A 13939-nucleotide genomic window follows, 5' to 3' on the forward strand; every position below is an offset into this window, starting at 1 on the left:
CGGCCGGCCGGGTCCCGCCGCCGGGCAGCCGGAAAACACCGCCCGGTGAATCCGCCCGAACCCGCCCGCTCGCCATGAAATGCCGCTCGGACTATCATGTCCGGTTGCCCTCGGACGATCGCCCCCTTGAATTCCAAAGCCACTGAAGAACTCGCCGCCCACGAGGAAAGCGCACGCGACGCACAGCGCGAACGCGACACCTACCTCGGCGCGGTGCTGGCGCAGCAGCGCATCAGCATCCGCGGTGCGCGCACCCACAACCTGAAGAACGTCGACCTGGACATCCCGCGCAACAAGCTGGTGGTGATCACCGGCCTGTCGGGCTCGGGCAAGTCGAGCCTGGCCTTCGACACGCTGTATGCCGAAGGGCAGCGGCGCTACGTGGAAAGCCTCTCAGCCTATGCGCGGCAGTTCCTGCAGTTGATGGACAAGCCCGACGTCGATGTGATCGAGGGCCTGTCGCCTGCGATCAGCATCGAGCAGAAGGCCACCAGCCACAACCCGCGCTCCACCGTGGGCACGGTGACCGAGATCCACGACTACCTGCGCCTCCTGTACGCCCGCGCCGGCACGCCCTACTGCCCCGACCACCACCTGCCGCTGCAGGCGCAGACGGTCTCGCAGATGGTCGACGCCACGCTCGCCATTCCCGACGAGCCGCGCCTGTTGATCCTGGCGCCCGTCGCGCGCGAGAAAAAAGGCGAATTCCTAGAGCTCTTCGCCGAGATGCAGGCCGCGGGCTACGTGCGCTTCCGCGTCGACGGCCAGACCTACGAATACAACGACCTCCCCAAGCTCAAGAAGACCGAGAAGCACGACATCGACGTGGTCATCGACCGCTTGCGCGCCCGCCCCGACATGCAGCAGCGACTGGCCGAGAGCTTCGAGGCCGCGCTGCGCCTGGCCGAAGGCCGTGCGATTGCGCTCGAGCTGGGCGCAAGGCCGGAAGGCAGCGCCGATGGCGCTGCGGGCGTGGCCGACAAGGAGCATCTGTTCAACGCCAAGTTCGCCTGCCCGATCTGCCACTACTCGCTCTCGGAACTCGAGCCGCGCCTCTTCTCGTTCAACTCGCCCGTGGGCGCGTGCCCGAGCTGCGACGGCCTCGGCCACCGCGAGGTGTTCGATCCGGCGCGGGTGGTGGCCTTTCCGTCGCTGTCGATCGCCAGCGGCGCCATCAAGGGCTGGGACCGCCGCAACGGCTATTACTTCAGCATGATCGAGAGCGTCGCGAAGCACTACAAGTTCGACGTGGACGCGCCCTTCGAATCGCTGCCCGCCTCGGTGCAGCAGGTGCTGCTGCACGGCTCGGCGGCCGAAGAGATCAAGTTCAACTACACCATGGAGTCGGGCAACTTCGCGGGCAAAAAGCTCACGAAGAAGCATCCCTTCGAGGGGATCATCCCCAACATGACGCGGCGCTACCGCGAGACCGATTCGGTGCTGGTGCGCGAAGACCTCGCGCGCTTTCGGAACCTGCAGCCTTGTCCCGATTGCGGCGGCTCGCGCCTTCGGCGTGAAGCGCGCAATGTGTTCCTGGTCGATGAGTCGGCCCGACCGGCGGATGGCGGTGAACCGCCACGCATGGCGATCTTCGAACTGAGCCACCTCACCTTGCGCGACTCGCTCGCCTGGTTTCAGACGCTCAAGCTGCGCGGCGCCAAGGCTGACATCGCCGACAAGGTGGTGCGCGAGATCGGCCTGCGCCTGAAATTCCTCAACGACGTGGGCCTCAACTACCTGAGCCTGGACCGCAGCGCCGAGACGCTCTCGGGCGGCGAGGCGCAACGCATTCGCCTGGCCTCGCAGATCGGCTCGGGCCTCACGGGCGTGATGTACGTGCTCGACGAGCCCAGCATCGGCCTGCACCAGCGCGACAACGACCGGCTCATCGGCACGCTGAAGCACCTGCGCGACATCGGCAACAGCGTGATCGTGGTCGAGCACGACGAGGACATGATCCACGCCGCCGACCACGTGATCGACATGGGCCCCGGCGCCGGCGTGCACGGCGGGCGCGTGATGGCGCAGGGCACGTACGCCGAGGTGTCGGCCAACCCCGATTCGCTCACCGGCCAGTACCTCTCGGGCACGAAGAAGATCGAGGTGCCGAAGCATCGCACCGCGTGGCTGCCGGCCGTGAAGAAGCCGGCCTTCAACGAAGGCAAGAAAACCTCGCGCTTTCCGCAGAGCCCCGCGGCCGAACGGCGTGCCGCGCGCGAAGCGGCCCACCTGGCCTCGCAGACCGACCTGCAGGAGATTCGCGTGGTCGGCGCCACCGGCAACAACCTGAAGAACGTGAGCGTGGCCTTCCCGGTGGGCCTCCTGACCTGCGTGACCGGCGTCTCGGGCTCCGGCAAATCGACGCTGGTGAACGACACGCTCTACACCGCCGTGGCCCGCACGCTGTACCGCGCGCACGAAGAGCCGGCCGCGCACGAGTCGGTCGAGGGCATCGAGTATTTCGACAAGGTCATCAACGTCGACCAGTCGCCCATCGGCCGCACGCCGCGCAGCAACCCGGCCACCTACACGGGCCTGTTCACGCCGATCCGCGAACTGATGGCCGAGACCAACACCGCGCGCGAGCGCGGCTACGGCCCGGGCCGCTTCAGCTTCAACGTGGCGGGCGGGCGCTGCGAGGCCTGCCAGGGCGACGGCGTGGTGAAGGTCGAGATGCACTTTTTGCCCGACGTGTACGTGCCCTGCGAGGTGTGCCACGGTCAGCGCTACAACCGCGAGACGCTCGAGGTCCAGTACAAGGGCAAGAACATCGCGCAGATCCTCGAGATGACGGTGGAGACCGCGCACGAGTTCCTGAAGGCCGTGCCGACCATCGAGCGCAAGCTGCGCACGCTGCTGGACGTGGGCCTCTCGTACATCAAGCTCGGCCAGTCGGCCACCACGCTCTCGGGCGGCGAGGCGCAGCGCGTGAAGCTCGCGCTGGAGCTGAGCAAGCGCGACACGGGCCGCACGCTCTACATCCTGGACGAGCCGACCACCGGCCTGCACTTCGCCGACATCGAGCTGCTGCTGAAGGTGCTGCACCAGCTGCGCGACGCGGGCAACACGATCGTCGTGATCGAGCACAACCTGGACGTCATCAAGACCGCTGACTGGCTCATCGACATGGGCCCCGAAGGCGGCGCCGGCGGCGGCACGGTGGTGGGCGAAGGCACACCCGAGGACATCGCGGCGAACGAGGCGAGCCATACGGGGCGTTATCTCAAGCGTTTGCTGTAAGCCTCGCGATGCCTTCCTTCACCCCGCGCCAGTTCGTCCTGCTCGTCCTCCTGACCCTCGCATGGGGTTTCAACTGGCCGGTGATGAAGCTCGGCGTGGCCGACTACCCGCCGCTCGGTTTCCGCGCGATCTCGATCTGGCTCGGCCTGCCGGTGCTGGGCCTCGCGCTGGTGTGGATGAAGGTGCCGTTCCGCGTACCGCGCAGCGCGTGGCCCGAGCTGGTCTGGCTGGGCGCGACCAACATGTTCGTCTGGCACGCCTGCATCATCCTTGCGGTGAAGGCGCTGTCGGGCGGGCGCGCGGCGATCCTGGGGTACACGATGCCGGTGTTCTCGGCGGTGATCGGCGCGCTGCTGTTCTCCGCCGTTCTCACGCGGCGTTCATGGATCGGCGTGGGCGCCTGCGCGGTCGGCGTAGGCCTCTTGCTGTGGCACGAGCTCACCGACCTCGCGGGGCGTCCCGGCTACGTGGCGCTCGCGCTGGTGGCGGCCGCGACGTGGGCGCTGGGCACGCAGTTGCTGCGCCACACGCGCATCGGGCTGCCGACGCTCACGCTCTCGTTCTGGATGACGGCGATGACGGCCGTCGTGATGACGGTGCTCTCGTTCCTCTTCGAGCGCGACCAGTGGCACTGGCCAAGCCAGGTGACCTGGGGATCGATCCTCTACAACGCAGTGCTGATCTTCGGCTTCGCGCATGCCGCGTGGTTCTATCTCGCGCGCGGCCTGCCGCCGGTGGCTTCGACCTTGAGCGTGATGTTCATCCCCGTGCTCGGCGTGTTCAGCGGCGCGGTGTGGCTTGGCGAGGTCGTGCACTGGCAGGACTGGGTCGCGGTCGCGCTGATGATGGTGGCGATCGCCTCCGTGCTCTGGCCCGCGCGCAGCAACACCGCCAAGGCCTGACGGGGCACAAAACTCAGGTCGTCGTCTGCACGTGCAGGCGGCTCTCCTTGCAGCGGTGCAGCGCGCGGTAGTGCTCCAGCGGCCGGCCGTTCGCACCATAGGCAATCGACTCGATGCGCAGCAACGGCTCGGGCTGCGGCAGATCGAGGAGTTCGCAGGTCGCCGCATCGGGTAGCACCGCATCGATCCAGCGCTCGGCGCGCACCAGACGCAGGCCGTACTGGCGGCGCAGCACGTCGTAGAGCGAACGGTCATCGAGCCGCGTGCGATGCAGCCCGGGCGCGAGGTCCGCGGGCACCACCGTCTCGACCAGCAGGCGCAACTCGCCATCGACACTGCGAAGGCGCTTGAGCGCCACGACCTGTGCATCGGGTTCGGTGAGCCCCAGCGATGCGGCCTCCTGCTCGGTGGGCGCGCGCAGTTCCTGCGTGAGGATCTGCGTGCGCACCGAGCGGCCCTTGCGCTCCATCTCGTCGGAGAAGCCGAGCACGGTCGAGACGAAATCCTCGTCGCGCTCGCGTGCCGACACGAAAGCGCCGCGGCCCTTGATCTTGTAGATGAGGTTGTTGCGCACCAGGTCGGCCAGGGCCTCGCGCACCACGATGCGAGAGATGCCGAACTGGTCGCCCAGCTCGGCTTCGGACGGCAGCTTGGCGCCGATGGGCAGCACGCCCTGCAGGATCTGCAGGCGCAGTGCATCGCGGAACTGGGCCCAAAGCGGGGACTCGGAGTTGCGGTCGAGCACGGTCGAGATGTCGTTGGGACTGTTCACGTTTAGGACTGGCCGAGGGCGGAGCTGGCCATCAATGATGCATCGAAAGAAGGCGCCACGTCGGGCGCCACGGCCTGCAGGCGCACGTTGTGGCGCTCGCGCAGGGCGGTCGCGCAGGTGCGCAGTTCCTTGTGCGCGCGCGCTGCGTTCCAGCCCAGCGCCTCGGCCGCGATGCCCGCAATTTCGGCGAGCGCGGCATCGGTGACGAGGCCGCGAATCGCCAGCAGCGTGCGGCGGATCACGAGGTCGTCCAAGTGCACCACGCCGGTTTCGAGGCACAGGTACGAGAGCTCGGCGGCCGAGTAGTCGGGTGCGTGTTGCAACAGCACGTCGCCCGAGGCCACCAGGCGTTGTGCGAGCGGCAGCGCCTTCGAGCCGTAGCGCGCGAGCAGGTTCTGCGCACGCGTGCGGCCCATGCCCGAGGCCGTCATCTTCTCGATGAAGCGCTCGGTCGCGGCCGCGTCGGCCGGCAGGTCCGCGCCGCCGCCGATGGGCAGCAGCTCGGTCGATGCGGTGCGCGAGCGCCCCAGCAGCTGCAGCACTTCGGTCGTCGCTTCCTCGGCGAGCGAGCGGAAGGTGGTCCACTTGCCGCCGACGAGGCCGACGATGGGAATGTCGCGCGTCGCGTTCGGCGGGTCGATCACCACCGAGTGGTCGCGCGAAATCTGGCCCGGCTTGTCGGCATCGGAGCGCGCGAGCGGCCGCACGCCGACGTAGGTGTAGACCACGTTGTCGCGGCCGAAGGCCATGTTCGGGAACACCTCGCGCAGCACGTCGATGAGGTAGTCGACCTCGGCGGGCTCGGTGACGATCTGATCCGGGTCTTCGACCGGGATGTCGGTGGAACCCACGAGCACGCGGTCAAGGAACGGATAGACGATGCACACGCGCCCGTCGACCGCCTCGAAATACGCCATGCGGCCGTCGAGCGCATCGCGCAGCGCGGGATGGTCGAGCACGAGGTGCGAACCCTTGGTGCCCATCACGCGCGGACCGGCACCGCCGAGCACGGCCGCGCTGCGGTCGAGCCATGCGCCCGTGGCGTTCACCACGGTGTCGGCAGTCACGCGCACCAATGCGCCGGTGAGTTCGTCGCGCAGCGTGAGGATGTTGCCCGCGCAGCCCATCACGCGGCAGTAGTTGGCGGCGGCCGAGCGCGGCTGGTCGCGGCAGGCGTCGCCGATGAGTTCGAGGATGAGCCACTCGGGATGGCTGATCCACGCATCGAAAAAGGTCGCGGTCCAGCGGATCGCCGCGCGGAAGAGGCCGCGGTCGTTGGTCGGCACGCGGCTGATGCGGTGCCCCGGCATCACACGCTGGCGGCGGCCCAGGATGTCGTAGAGCCGCAGGCCCAGCGCCACGGCCAGCAGGCCGCGCGTGCGCTGCGGCGGCGTGCGGCAGAAGAACTTGAGCGCGCTGCTCATGAGGCCGCCGAAGAAGTTCGCGAGCGGCACCACGGTCTTGAGCGGGCGCACGAGGTGCGGCGCGTTGCGCAGCAGCAGGTTGCGCTCGCGCGTGGCCTCGGCCACCAGCGAGAAGCTGCCGTTCTCCAGGTAGCGCAGGCCGCCGTGGATCATGCGCGAGGGCGCGCTGCTGGCACCGGCGCCGAAGTCGCCCTTGTCGACGATGAGGCAATCGACGCGCTGCAGCGACAGATCGCGGAACACGCCGACGCCGTTGATGCCGGCACCGACGATCACGGTGGAGAAATGACGATCCGCCAAAGAAGCGGGACGCACGAAGGGAAGTTGCCATGCGCTCATTGCGCACCGCCCGCGATGTGGGTGAATACAGGTGACATGCTGTCGATCAGTTCGTTGAAATCGGCGTTGAAATCCGCATGGGCGCGTGCGTCCCGTGCATCGGGTTCGATGAGGTCGCACGGCGCGAGCAGCGCGCTGCCCTCGGCCGCGTCGTCCAGGCCTTGCGACATGGCCGCGTAGAGCGCGGCGCCGCGCGCGCCGGTCTCGTCGTCGGCGCAGCGCTCGACCGGGCGGCCCAGGAACGAGGCGAGGAGGCGCACGAGGCGCGCATCGCTCGCACCGCCGCCCAGCACAGTCGATGCAGAGACGGCGAGGCCGCCGGCCGCCAGGCGCGCGGTCTGACGCACATGCAGCGCCGCCACGGCATCGACCACGGCGCGTGCCATGTCGGCACGGGTGTGATGGCTCTTCAGGCCCACGAAGCCCGCCGTCACGCCGCCGCCGCCGTTGATGAAGGGCGCGAAGCGCAGGCCGTTCGCGCCGAGCGGCACGGTCATCGCGAGGTCGACCACCGCGCGTGCATCGGGCAGTGCGAGCACGCCAGCGAGCCACGCGATGTTGGCCATCGAAGAGGGGCTGTTTTCCATGTAGAGCCGCTCGTGCGTGCGCCCGAAATTCACGATGGAGGCGATTGCCGGCTTGGGTTCCATGACCGGTCCGATGACCGCGTTCACGCACCACGTGCCGAACACCTGCACCGCGCGGCCGCGGCCTTCGGCGCAGATCGCGGTCATCGAGGCGAGCAGGTCGATAGCGCCCATCGCGACGGGAATGCCGGCAGGCAAGCCGCACAGCGCGGCCTCCGCGGGGCGCAGCTTGCCGAGCACCGTGCCGCTCGGCAGGATCGGGCCGAAGTTGTGTGCGCCCAGGTCGTTGAGGCCCGAGGCCTCGAAGGCGATCTGCGACCAGCCGCCGGTGGCGAGCGACACCAGCCCGGCGGTGCTCGCATCGCTCGCGTCGGTGGCGATTTCGCCGGTGAGCAGAAAGCCGAGGTAGTCCTTCGCGAAGAGCAGGCGGCGCAGCTCGCCGCGCTGCACGGCATCGGCGCCCAGGAGCTCCGCGGCGATCACCGTCGGCTGGCCGGGCCACGGGCCGCAGCCCACGTCTTCGAAGAGCCGCGCACCGTTGCTTTTGGCGAGCGTTCGTGCGCGGGCATCGGCGCGCTGGTCGGTGGATGCGACGGCGCGGCCGCCGACCAGTTCGTTGTTCGCATCGAGCGCGTAGAGGCCGGCGCCGTGGCCGGTGCAGGCCATGGCGCGAACTTCGGCCGCGCGCGGACCGAGCTGGTGAGCGACATCGCGCAGTACGTGAGTGAGCGCGGCGCGAATGGCCGCGGCGCGCACTTCGCAGCCGCCGCCGGCGAGCCGGTCGTGCGGCAAAGGCATGCGGGACAGGGCCACGGCACGGCCGCTTCCGGCTTCGAGGGCCAGGGCTTTCAGGCTGCTTGAGCCCATGTCCACGCCGATCAGTATGTTTGGCATCATGTCATAACAGCTTCGGCGGAAAAAAAGACCATCGCCAGTAGCGTTTCCCCTAGTACTCGGCGCAATCGGGCCGGGATTACATTCTAGCCTGTCATAACAACTTATGTGACATTGAGGTCCCGAGGACCTGCTCGAAAAGCAGGTCGCAAGTTCTGCCAGTCAACGTGAGGAGACAAAGAATGAGGCGTAATTTCCTGAAGTCCGCAGCCGCCGCCGGTATCGGTCTGGCCGGTGCGAGCGCATTCGCGCAACAGCAAGCAGCTGCCCCCGCTGCAGCCGCAACTGGTACAGGCCTGCGCGGCAATGCCAGCGACGTCTACGTGATGAACGTGATGGTCTCCGGCGTGGAGTACTGGTTTCCGGTCTACGAAATGATGAAGCAGCTCGGCCGCACGCTGGGCGTTCGCACCCGCTACACCGGTACCCCGGAGTACGACGTGAACAAGCAGCTCGCGTCGTTCGAGCAGGAACTGGCGCGCAAGCCCGCGGGCATCCTGCTGCACCCGATGAACCCGGACCCTTTCATCGAACCCATCAACCGCGCCGCGGCGATGGGCATCCCGGTCGTCACCTTCGCGGCCGATTCGCCCAACTCCAAGCGCACCTCGTTCGTCACTTCCGACAACGACCGCGAAGGTACGCAGGCCGCCGACGCGATTGCCGCATCGCTCAACGGCAAGGGCGAATACGCCGTGCTCGAGAACCCAGGCCAGGACAACCACGACCGCCGCATCGCCGCCTTCGTGAACCGCATGAAGACCAAGCACACGGGCATGAAGCTGGTGGGCCGCGCCGCCAGCAACCAGGACCCGAACAAGGCCTACCAGGCGGTGCTGAGCCTTGCGCAAGCCAACCCGAACCTGGGCGCGCTCTTCATGCCCGAGGCCAACTCGGCGCTCGGCGCGGCGCAGGCCAAGGTCGAGACCAAGAAGAACATCAAGGTGATGTGCTGCGACGTGAACGCCAAGATCCTGGACATGATCAAGTCGGGCGACGTGTTCGGCGCCATCAACCCGAACCAGGGCATGCAGGGCTACATGGGCATGATGATGTTGTTCCTGGCCAAGAACCCCTCGCTCATCGACCCGATGAACGACGCCAAGCGCAACGGCACGAACCCGATGGCCGTGCCCTTCCTGGACAACGGCCTGGCCGTGGTGAGCAAGGCCAACGCCGACGACTTCTACTGGGACAAGTACCTCGCCCGCCGTGGCACCAAGGGAATCGGCGAGTGAGCACTGTGGGTTCTTCTGCATTGCTCGAACTTCGCGGCATCAGCAAGCGCTTCGGCGCTTCGCGCGCGCTCTCGGGCGTGGACTTCTCGCTGCATGCGGGCGAGATCCACGCCCTGTGCGGCGAGAACGGCGCGGGGAAGTCGACGTTGATGAACATCATCGACGGCATCCACCGCCCCGACGAGGGAGAGATCCTGCTGAACGGCCAGAAGGTCGTGATCGACGGACCGGCGCACGCGATGCGCCTGGGCATCGGCCTGGTGCACCAGGAGATCGCGCTGTGCGCCGACGCGACCGTCGCCGAAAACATCTTCATGCCGGAGATCAACGCCGGCAAGCAGGCGTGGATGAACTACGCCAGCTTCAACGAACGCGCGGCCAAGGTGCTGCGCCGGCTGGGGCAGGACATCGACCCCGCCACGCCGGTTGGCGACCTCAGCATCTCCAGCCAGCAGCTGGTGGAGATCGCCAAGGCGCTCACGCTCGACTGCAAGGTGCTGATCCTCGACGAGCCCACGGCGGCGCTGACCGACAACGAGTCGGCGGCGCTGTTCCGCGTGCTGCACGACCTGAAAGCGCAGGGCATCGGCATCATCTACATCAGCCATCGCATGGCGGAAATCTTCACGCACGGCGACCGCGTCACCGTGCTGCGCGATGGGCGCAATGTGCACTGCGGACCGCTGGCCGGGTCAACGCCCGACGAGCTGGTGCGCCGCATGGTCGGGCGCGATCTCGGCAACTACTACCCACCGAAGCAATCCGTCGCCGAATCCTCCGGCCCCGTGCTCGAAGTGAACGACATCGCCGATGGCGAGCGCGTGCACGGCGTCTCGTTTGCGCTCAAGCGCGGCGAGATCCTCGGCATCGCGGGCCTCATGGGTGCCGGCCGCAGCGAGCTCGCCGAAACCATCTGCGGCCTGCGCATCGCCAGGCGCGGCGCAGTACGTTTGAACGGCAAGACGCTCACCATCCGCAAGTACAGCGACGCGCTGCGCGAAGGCATCGCGTACCTCAGCGAAGACCGCAAGGCGGCCGGCGTGTTCCTCGACCTGCCGATCGCGCAGAACGTGTCGTCGATGGCGCTCGGCCGCGTGAGCTCGGCCTGGGGCCTCCTGCAGCGCTCGGCTGAACACAAGCTCGCCAAGACGCTCGGCGCCAAGCTGAACCTGAAGTCCGACGGCGTCGCCATCGAGGTCTCCAGCCTCTCGGGCGGCAACCAGCAGAAGGTGGCCATCGCCAAGCTGCTGGCCACCAATCCGTCGGTGCTGCTGATGGACGAGCCCACGCGCGGCGTCGACGTGGGTGCGAAGTCGGAGATCCACCACATCCTGCGCGAACTCGCGAACCAAGGCGTGGGCGTGATCGTGATCTCGTCGGAGCTGCCCGAGATCATCGGCCTCTGCGACCGGGCCCTGGTGATCCGCGACGGCCAGGTCGCGGGCGAACTTGAATCGAACGAAATGACGGAAGAGGCCCTGCTGCGGCTGGCTTCCGGACTCTGCGAACAGGAAATAGCATGAACTACCCGGCACAACTCGATGCGGGCCTTCCTCCTCGAAATTCTGGGCATTCTGGACACTCAGGAGGCGACCCCGTGAAGCCCGCCAACAAACTCACGAGCATGCGAGAAGCAGGGCTGCTTCTGATCATCGCGGTGCTGTGCATCGCGATGAGTTTTGCATCGCCCTACTTCCTCACCTGGGACAACGTGCGCGCGATGCTGTTGTCCTTCTCCATCGAAGGCATCGTGGTGGTGGGCATGACGATCCTCTTGATCGTCGGCGGCATCGACCTCTCGGTGGGCTCGGTGGTGTGCTTCGCGATGGTGGTGACGGGCAAGCTCTTCCTGATGGGCGTGGACCCGTGGCTCGCGAGCCTGGTGGCCATCGGCATGTGCGGGCTCATCGGCGCCATGATCGGCGGCTGCGTCACGCGCATCGGCCTCAATCACTTCATCGCCTCGCTGGCCTTCATGGTGATCGTGCGGGGCCTGTGCCTCGCGCTCACGCAGGGCACGCCGCAGTCGCTGTTCTCGCTGCCGGCGGAGTTCAAGTTCATCGGCCAAGGCACGCTTTTCGGTGTGCCGGCGGTCATCCTGATCTTCCTGGCGATCGTGGTGGTGAGCGACTTCGTGCTGCGCCGCTCGACGCTCCTGCGCCGCGTGTTCTACACGGGCAGCAACGAGAAGGCGGCGCTCTATTCGGGCATTCGCGTGGGCCGCGTGAAGTTCTGGGTCACGGTGCTGTGCTCGGCTTCGGCGGGCCTGGCCGGCGTGATCTACACCGCGCGCTTCGGCGCCGCCACGCCGACCTTCGGCATGGGCATGGAACTGAACGTGATCGCCGCTGCGGTGATCGGCGGCGCCAGCCTCAAGGGCGGCTCGGGCACGGTGCTGGGTGCGGTGCTCGGCCTGGCCCTCCTCTCGGTGGTGACCAGCTCGCTGATCCTGCTGGACGTGTCGCCTTACTGGCAGGACGTGATCAAGGGACTGATCCTGCTCGCGGCCGTGACGATCGACCACATCATGAACACGAGAAAGAAGACAAGATGAAGAAGACCACGCTGGGCCCGTCGGGCATCGAATGCTCGGCCATCGGCCTGGGCACCTGGGCCATGGGCGGATGGATGTGGGGCGGGGGCGACAACGCCGCCGCCGTCATCGCCATCCAGGCCTCGCTCGACGCGGGTGTGAACCTGATCGACACCGCGCCGGCCTATGGCCTCGGCCGCTCCGAAAGCATCGTCGGCACCGCGCTCAAGGGGCGCCGGCAAGAGGCGGTGATCGCCACCAAGTGCGGCCTCGTCTGGCACACACAACAGGGTACGCACTTCTTCGAAGAAGACGGCCACCCGGTGTACCGCTTCCTCGGGCGCGAGTCGATCTTCCATGAATGCGAAGAGAGCCTGAAGCGCCTGCAGACCGACTACATCGACCTCTACATCACGCACTGGCAGGACAGCACCACGCCCGTGGCCGAGACCATGGACGCGCTGCTCGACCTCAAGAAGCAGGGAAAGATCCGCGCCATCGGCGTGAGCAACGTGAGCCCCGAAACGCTCGCCGAGTACCTGCGCTACGGCCCGGTCGATGCGGCGCAGGAGCGCTACAGCCTGATCGACCGCGAGATCGAGGCAACGCTCGCGCCCTTGTGCAGCGAGCACAACGTCGCGGTGCTCGGCTACTCGTCGCTGGCCCTCGGCCTTCTGGCTGGCCCCATCGATCCCGAGCGCGAATTCAAGGGCGACGACCAGCGCGCCACCAACCCGCGCTTCAGCGCCGCCAATCGCGCGACGCTCAAGGCTTTCTTCGAAGAGCTCGAACCCACACGCGCCAAGCTCGGCTGCTCGTTCGGCCAGATGATGATCGCGTGGACCGTCGCACGCGGCACGGTCGCCGTCGCACTCTGCGGTGCGCGCGTGCGCCAGCAGGCCATCGAGAACGCCGGTGCCGGCGCGGTCGAGCTGGGCGACGAAGCCCTGCGCCTGATCGACGCCGCGGCGAAGCGCCACCTCTCCGCGCTCGTCTGATACCTCCCTCTTCATTTCCGACCCCCACAAGGAGTTCTTTCTCATGTCGAAAGACAAGACAGCACGGCTCAACCGCCTGCTCACCAACGGCCGCTGCCTGGACATCGCCCTCGACCACGGCGTGTGCAACGAGCCCTCGTTCCTCGACGGCCTGGAGGACATGCCCCAGGTCATCGACAAGCTCGTGGCCGCCGCGCCCGATGCGTTGCAACTCAACTACGGCCAGTCCGACCTGCTGCAGGACCGTCCGGGCCGCGACAAGCCCGCGCTGGTCATGCGCATCGACATGGGCAACCCCTACAACGCCACGCTGCACCGCGTGATGTGGGCCCAGCTGCAGAACGAACACGACCCGGTGCTGCCGGCCGTGCAGCGCGACGCGGCCTGCGTCGTCGTGAACCTGTTCATGCTGCCGAACGAACCCGATCTGTTCCGCCAGTGCGTGCAGAACATCGCACGCGTGCGCACCGACTGCGACCGCTACGGCATGCCGCTGATGATCGAGCCGCTGGTGATGCAGTCGCCGACGCCCGGCAGCCGCTACATGGTCGATGGCGACGCCGAGAAGATCGTGACGCTGGTGCGCCTCGCGCGCGAGATGGGCGCCGACATCGTCAAGGCCGACCCGACCAGCGATCCGAAGGACTTTCACCGCGTGGTGCAGGCCGCGCGCTGCCCCGTGCTCGTGCGCGGCGGCGGGCGCGAGGAACTGCAACAGGTGTTCGCGCGCTCGCGCACGCTGCTGGACCAGGGCGCGGTCGGCATGGTGTACGGACGCAATGTCTACCAGCACGGCAATCCGTCGGCGGTGGTCAGTGCGCTGATGGCAATGATCCACCGCAACGCCAGCGCCGAGGCGGCCTGGGACATCTACGAATCGGGCGGCACGAAGCAAGGCAAGTAACGCCGCCGCCAAGGGAGAGAGGGTTTACGGCAGGCGATCACCCATCGCCTGTCGGGGTGCGTCCTGCGCGCGCACTTTGCGAGTCGAGCCAGAGAAGAAGAAACGAGT

The 13939-nt window shown here is 67.5% G+C and carries 10 protein-coding genes; 7 read left to right on the forward strand and 3 right to left on the reverse strand.

Annotated elements, in window-relative coordinates; genetic code table 11:
* The first annotated feature begins 96 nt into the window (after positions 1-96).
* A complete protein-coding gene (uvrA, locus tag NU688_RS28935; RefSeq protein ID WP_257864279.1) occupies positions 97-3240 on the forward strand; it encodes an excinuclease ABC subunit UvrA in 3144 nt (1047 codons plus the stop codon).
* Positions 3241-3248: 8 nt separating this feature from the next.
* On the forward strand, positions 3249-4142 hold the full coding sequence (locus NU688_RS28940) for a DMT family transporter (protein WP_257864280.1): 894 nt from the start codon (positions 3249-3251) through the stop codon (positions 4140-4142).
* Positions 4143-4155: 13 nt separating this feature from the next.
* Here the strand turns inward: NU688_RS28940 and NU688_RS28945 are convergent, their stop codons facing one another.
* Genes NU688_RS28945 through NU688_RS28955 form a run of 3 tightly spaced genes read right to left on the reverse strand, consistent with a single transcriptional unit; the run spans position 4156 to position 8161 of the window.
* Positions 4156-4914, reverse strand: coding sequence for a GntR family transcriptional regulator (locus NU688_RS28945; RefSeq protein WP_257864281.1), 759 nt, complete (start codon positions 4912-4914; stop codon positions 4156-4158).
* A 2-nt stretch (positions 4915-4916) separates the two neighbouring features.
* Entirely contained in the window at positions 4917-6677 is a 1761-nt protein-coding gene (locus NU688_RS28950; RefSeq protein ID WP_257864282.1) for a glycerol-3-phosphate dehydrogenase/oxidase, read from the reverse strand.
* A complete protein-coding gene (locus NU688_RS28955) occupies positions 6674-8161 on the reverse strand; it encodes an FGGY family carbohydrate kinase (RefSeq protein WP_257864283.1) in 1488 nt (495 codons plus the stop codon). The genes NU688_RS28950 and NU688_RS28955 overlap by 4 nt, the downstream gene beginning before the upstream one ends.
* 179 nt (positions 8162-8340) lie before the next feature.
* On the opposite strand from NU688_RS28955, the gene NU688_RS28960 reads away from it, so the two are divergent.
* From NU688_RS28960 to NU688_RS28980, 5 genes are read left to right on the forward strand one after another with little or no spacing between them, the layout of a single operon-like run.
* On the forward strand, positions 8341-9396 hold the full coding sequence (locus NU688_RS28960) for a substrate-binding domain-containing protein (protein ID WP_257864284.1): 1056 nt from the start codon (positions 8341-8343) through the stop codon (positions 9394-9396).
* Positions 9393-10919 (forward strand): sugar ABC transporter ATP-binding protein, encoded by a 1527-nt coding sequence (locus NU688_RS28965; protein ID WP_257864285.1) that lies wholly within the window; start codon positions 9393-9395, stop codon positions 10917-10919. Before NU688_RS28960 ends, NU688_RS28965 begins: the two co-directional genes overlap by 4 nt.
* The gene (locus NU688_RS28970) at positions 10916-11950 is read left to right on the forward strand and encodes an ABC transporter permease (RefSeq protein WP_257864286.1); all 1035 of its coding nucleotides are present in this window, start codon (positions 10916-10918) and stop codon (positions 11948-11950) included. The genes NU688_RS28965 and NU688_RS28970 overlap by 4 nt, the downstream gene beginning before the upstream one ends.
* Positions 11947-12927 carry an aldo/keto reductase gene (locus tag NU688_RS28975; RefSeq protein ID WP_257864287.1) on the forward strand — a complete coding sequence of 327 codons (981 nt, stop codon included), beginning with the start codon at positions 11947-11949 and terminating at the stop codon, positions 12925-12927. The genes NU688_RS28970 and NU688_RS28975 overlap by 4 nt, the downstream gene beginning before the upstream one ends.
* A 43-nt stretch (positions 12928-12970) precedes the next feature.
* The gene (locus tag NU688_RS28980) at positions 12971-13831 is read left to right on the forward strand and encodes a class I fructose-bisphosphate aldolase (protein WP_257864288.1); all 861 of its coding nucleotides are present in this window, start codon (positions 12971-12973) and stop codon (positions 13829-13831) included.
* Positions 13832-13939 lie beyond the last annotated feature (108 nt).

It is taken from the genome of Variovorax sp. ZS18.2.2, from assembly GCF_024701975.1.
Lineage (GTDB): Bacteria > Pseudomonadota > Gammaproteobacteria > Burkholderiales > Burkholderiaceae_C > Variovorax.

Coding starts and splice junctions, on each gene's coding strand:
- NU688_RS28960 (WP_257864284.1), top strand. CDS start 8,341: ATGAGGCGTAATTTCCTGAAGTCCGCAGCCGCCGCCGGTATCGGTCTG.
- uvrA (WP_257864279.1), top strand. CDS start 97: ATGTCCGGTTGCCCTCGGACGATCGCCCCCTTGAATTCCAAAGCCACT.
- NU688_RS28975 (WP_257864287.1), top strand. CDS start 11,947: ATGAAGAAGACCACGCTGGGCCCGTCGGGCATCGAATGCTCGGCCATC.
- NU688_RS28940 (WP_257864280.1), top strand. CDS start 3,249: ATGCCTTCCTTCACCCCGCGCCAGTTCGTCCTGCTCGTCCTCCTGACC.
- NU688_RS28955 (WP_257864283.1), bottom strand. CDS start 8,161: ATGATGCCAAACATACTGATCGGCGTGGACATGGGCTCAAGCAGCCTG.
- NU688_RS28950 (WP_257864282.1), bottom strand. CDS start 6,677: ATGAGCGCATGGCAACTTCCCTTCGTGCGTCCCGCTTCTTTGGCGGAT.
- NU688_RS28970 (WP_257864286.1), top strand. CDS start 10,916: ATGAACTACCCGGCACAACTCGATGCGGGCCTTCCTCCTCGAAATTCT.
- NU688_RS28980 (WP_257864288.1), top strand. CDS start 12,971: ATGTCGAAAGACAAGACAGCACGGCTCAACCGCCTGCTCACCAACGGC.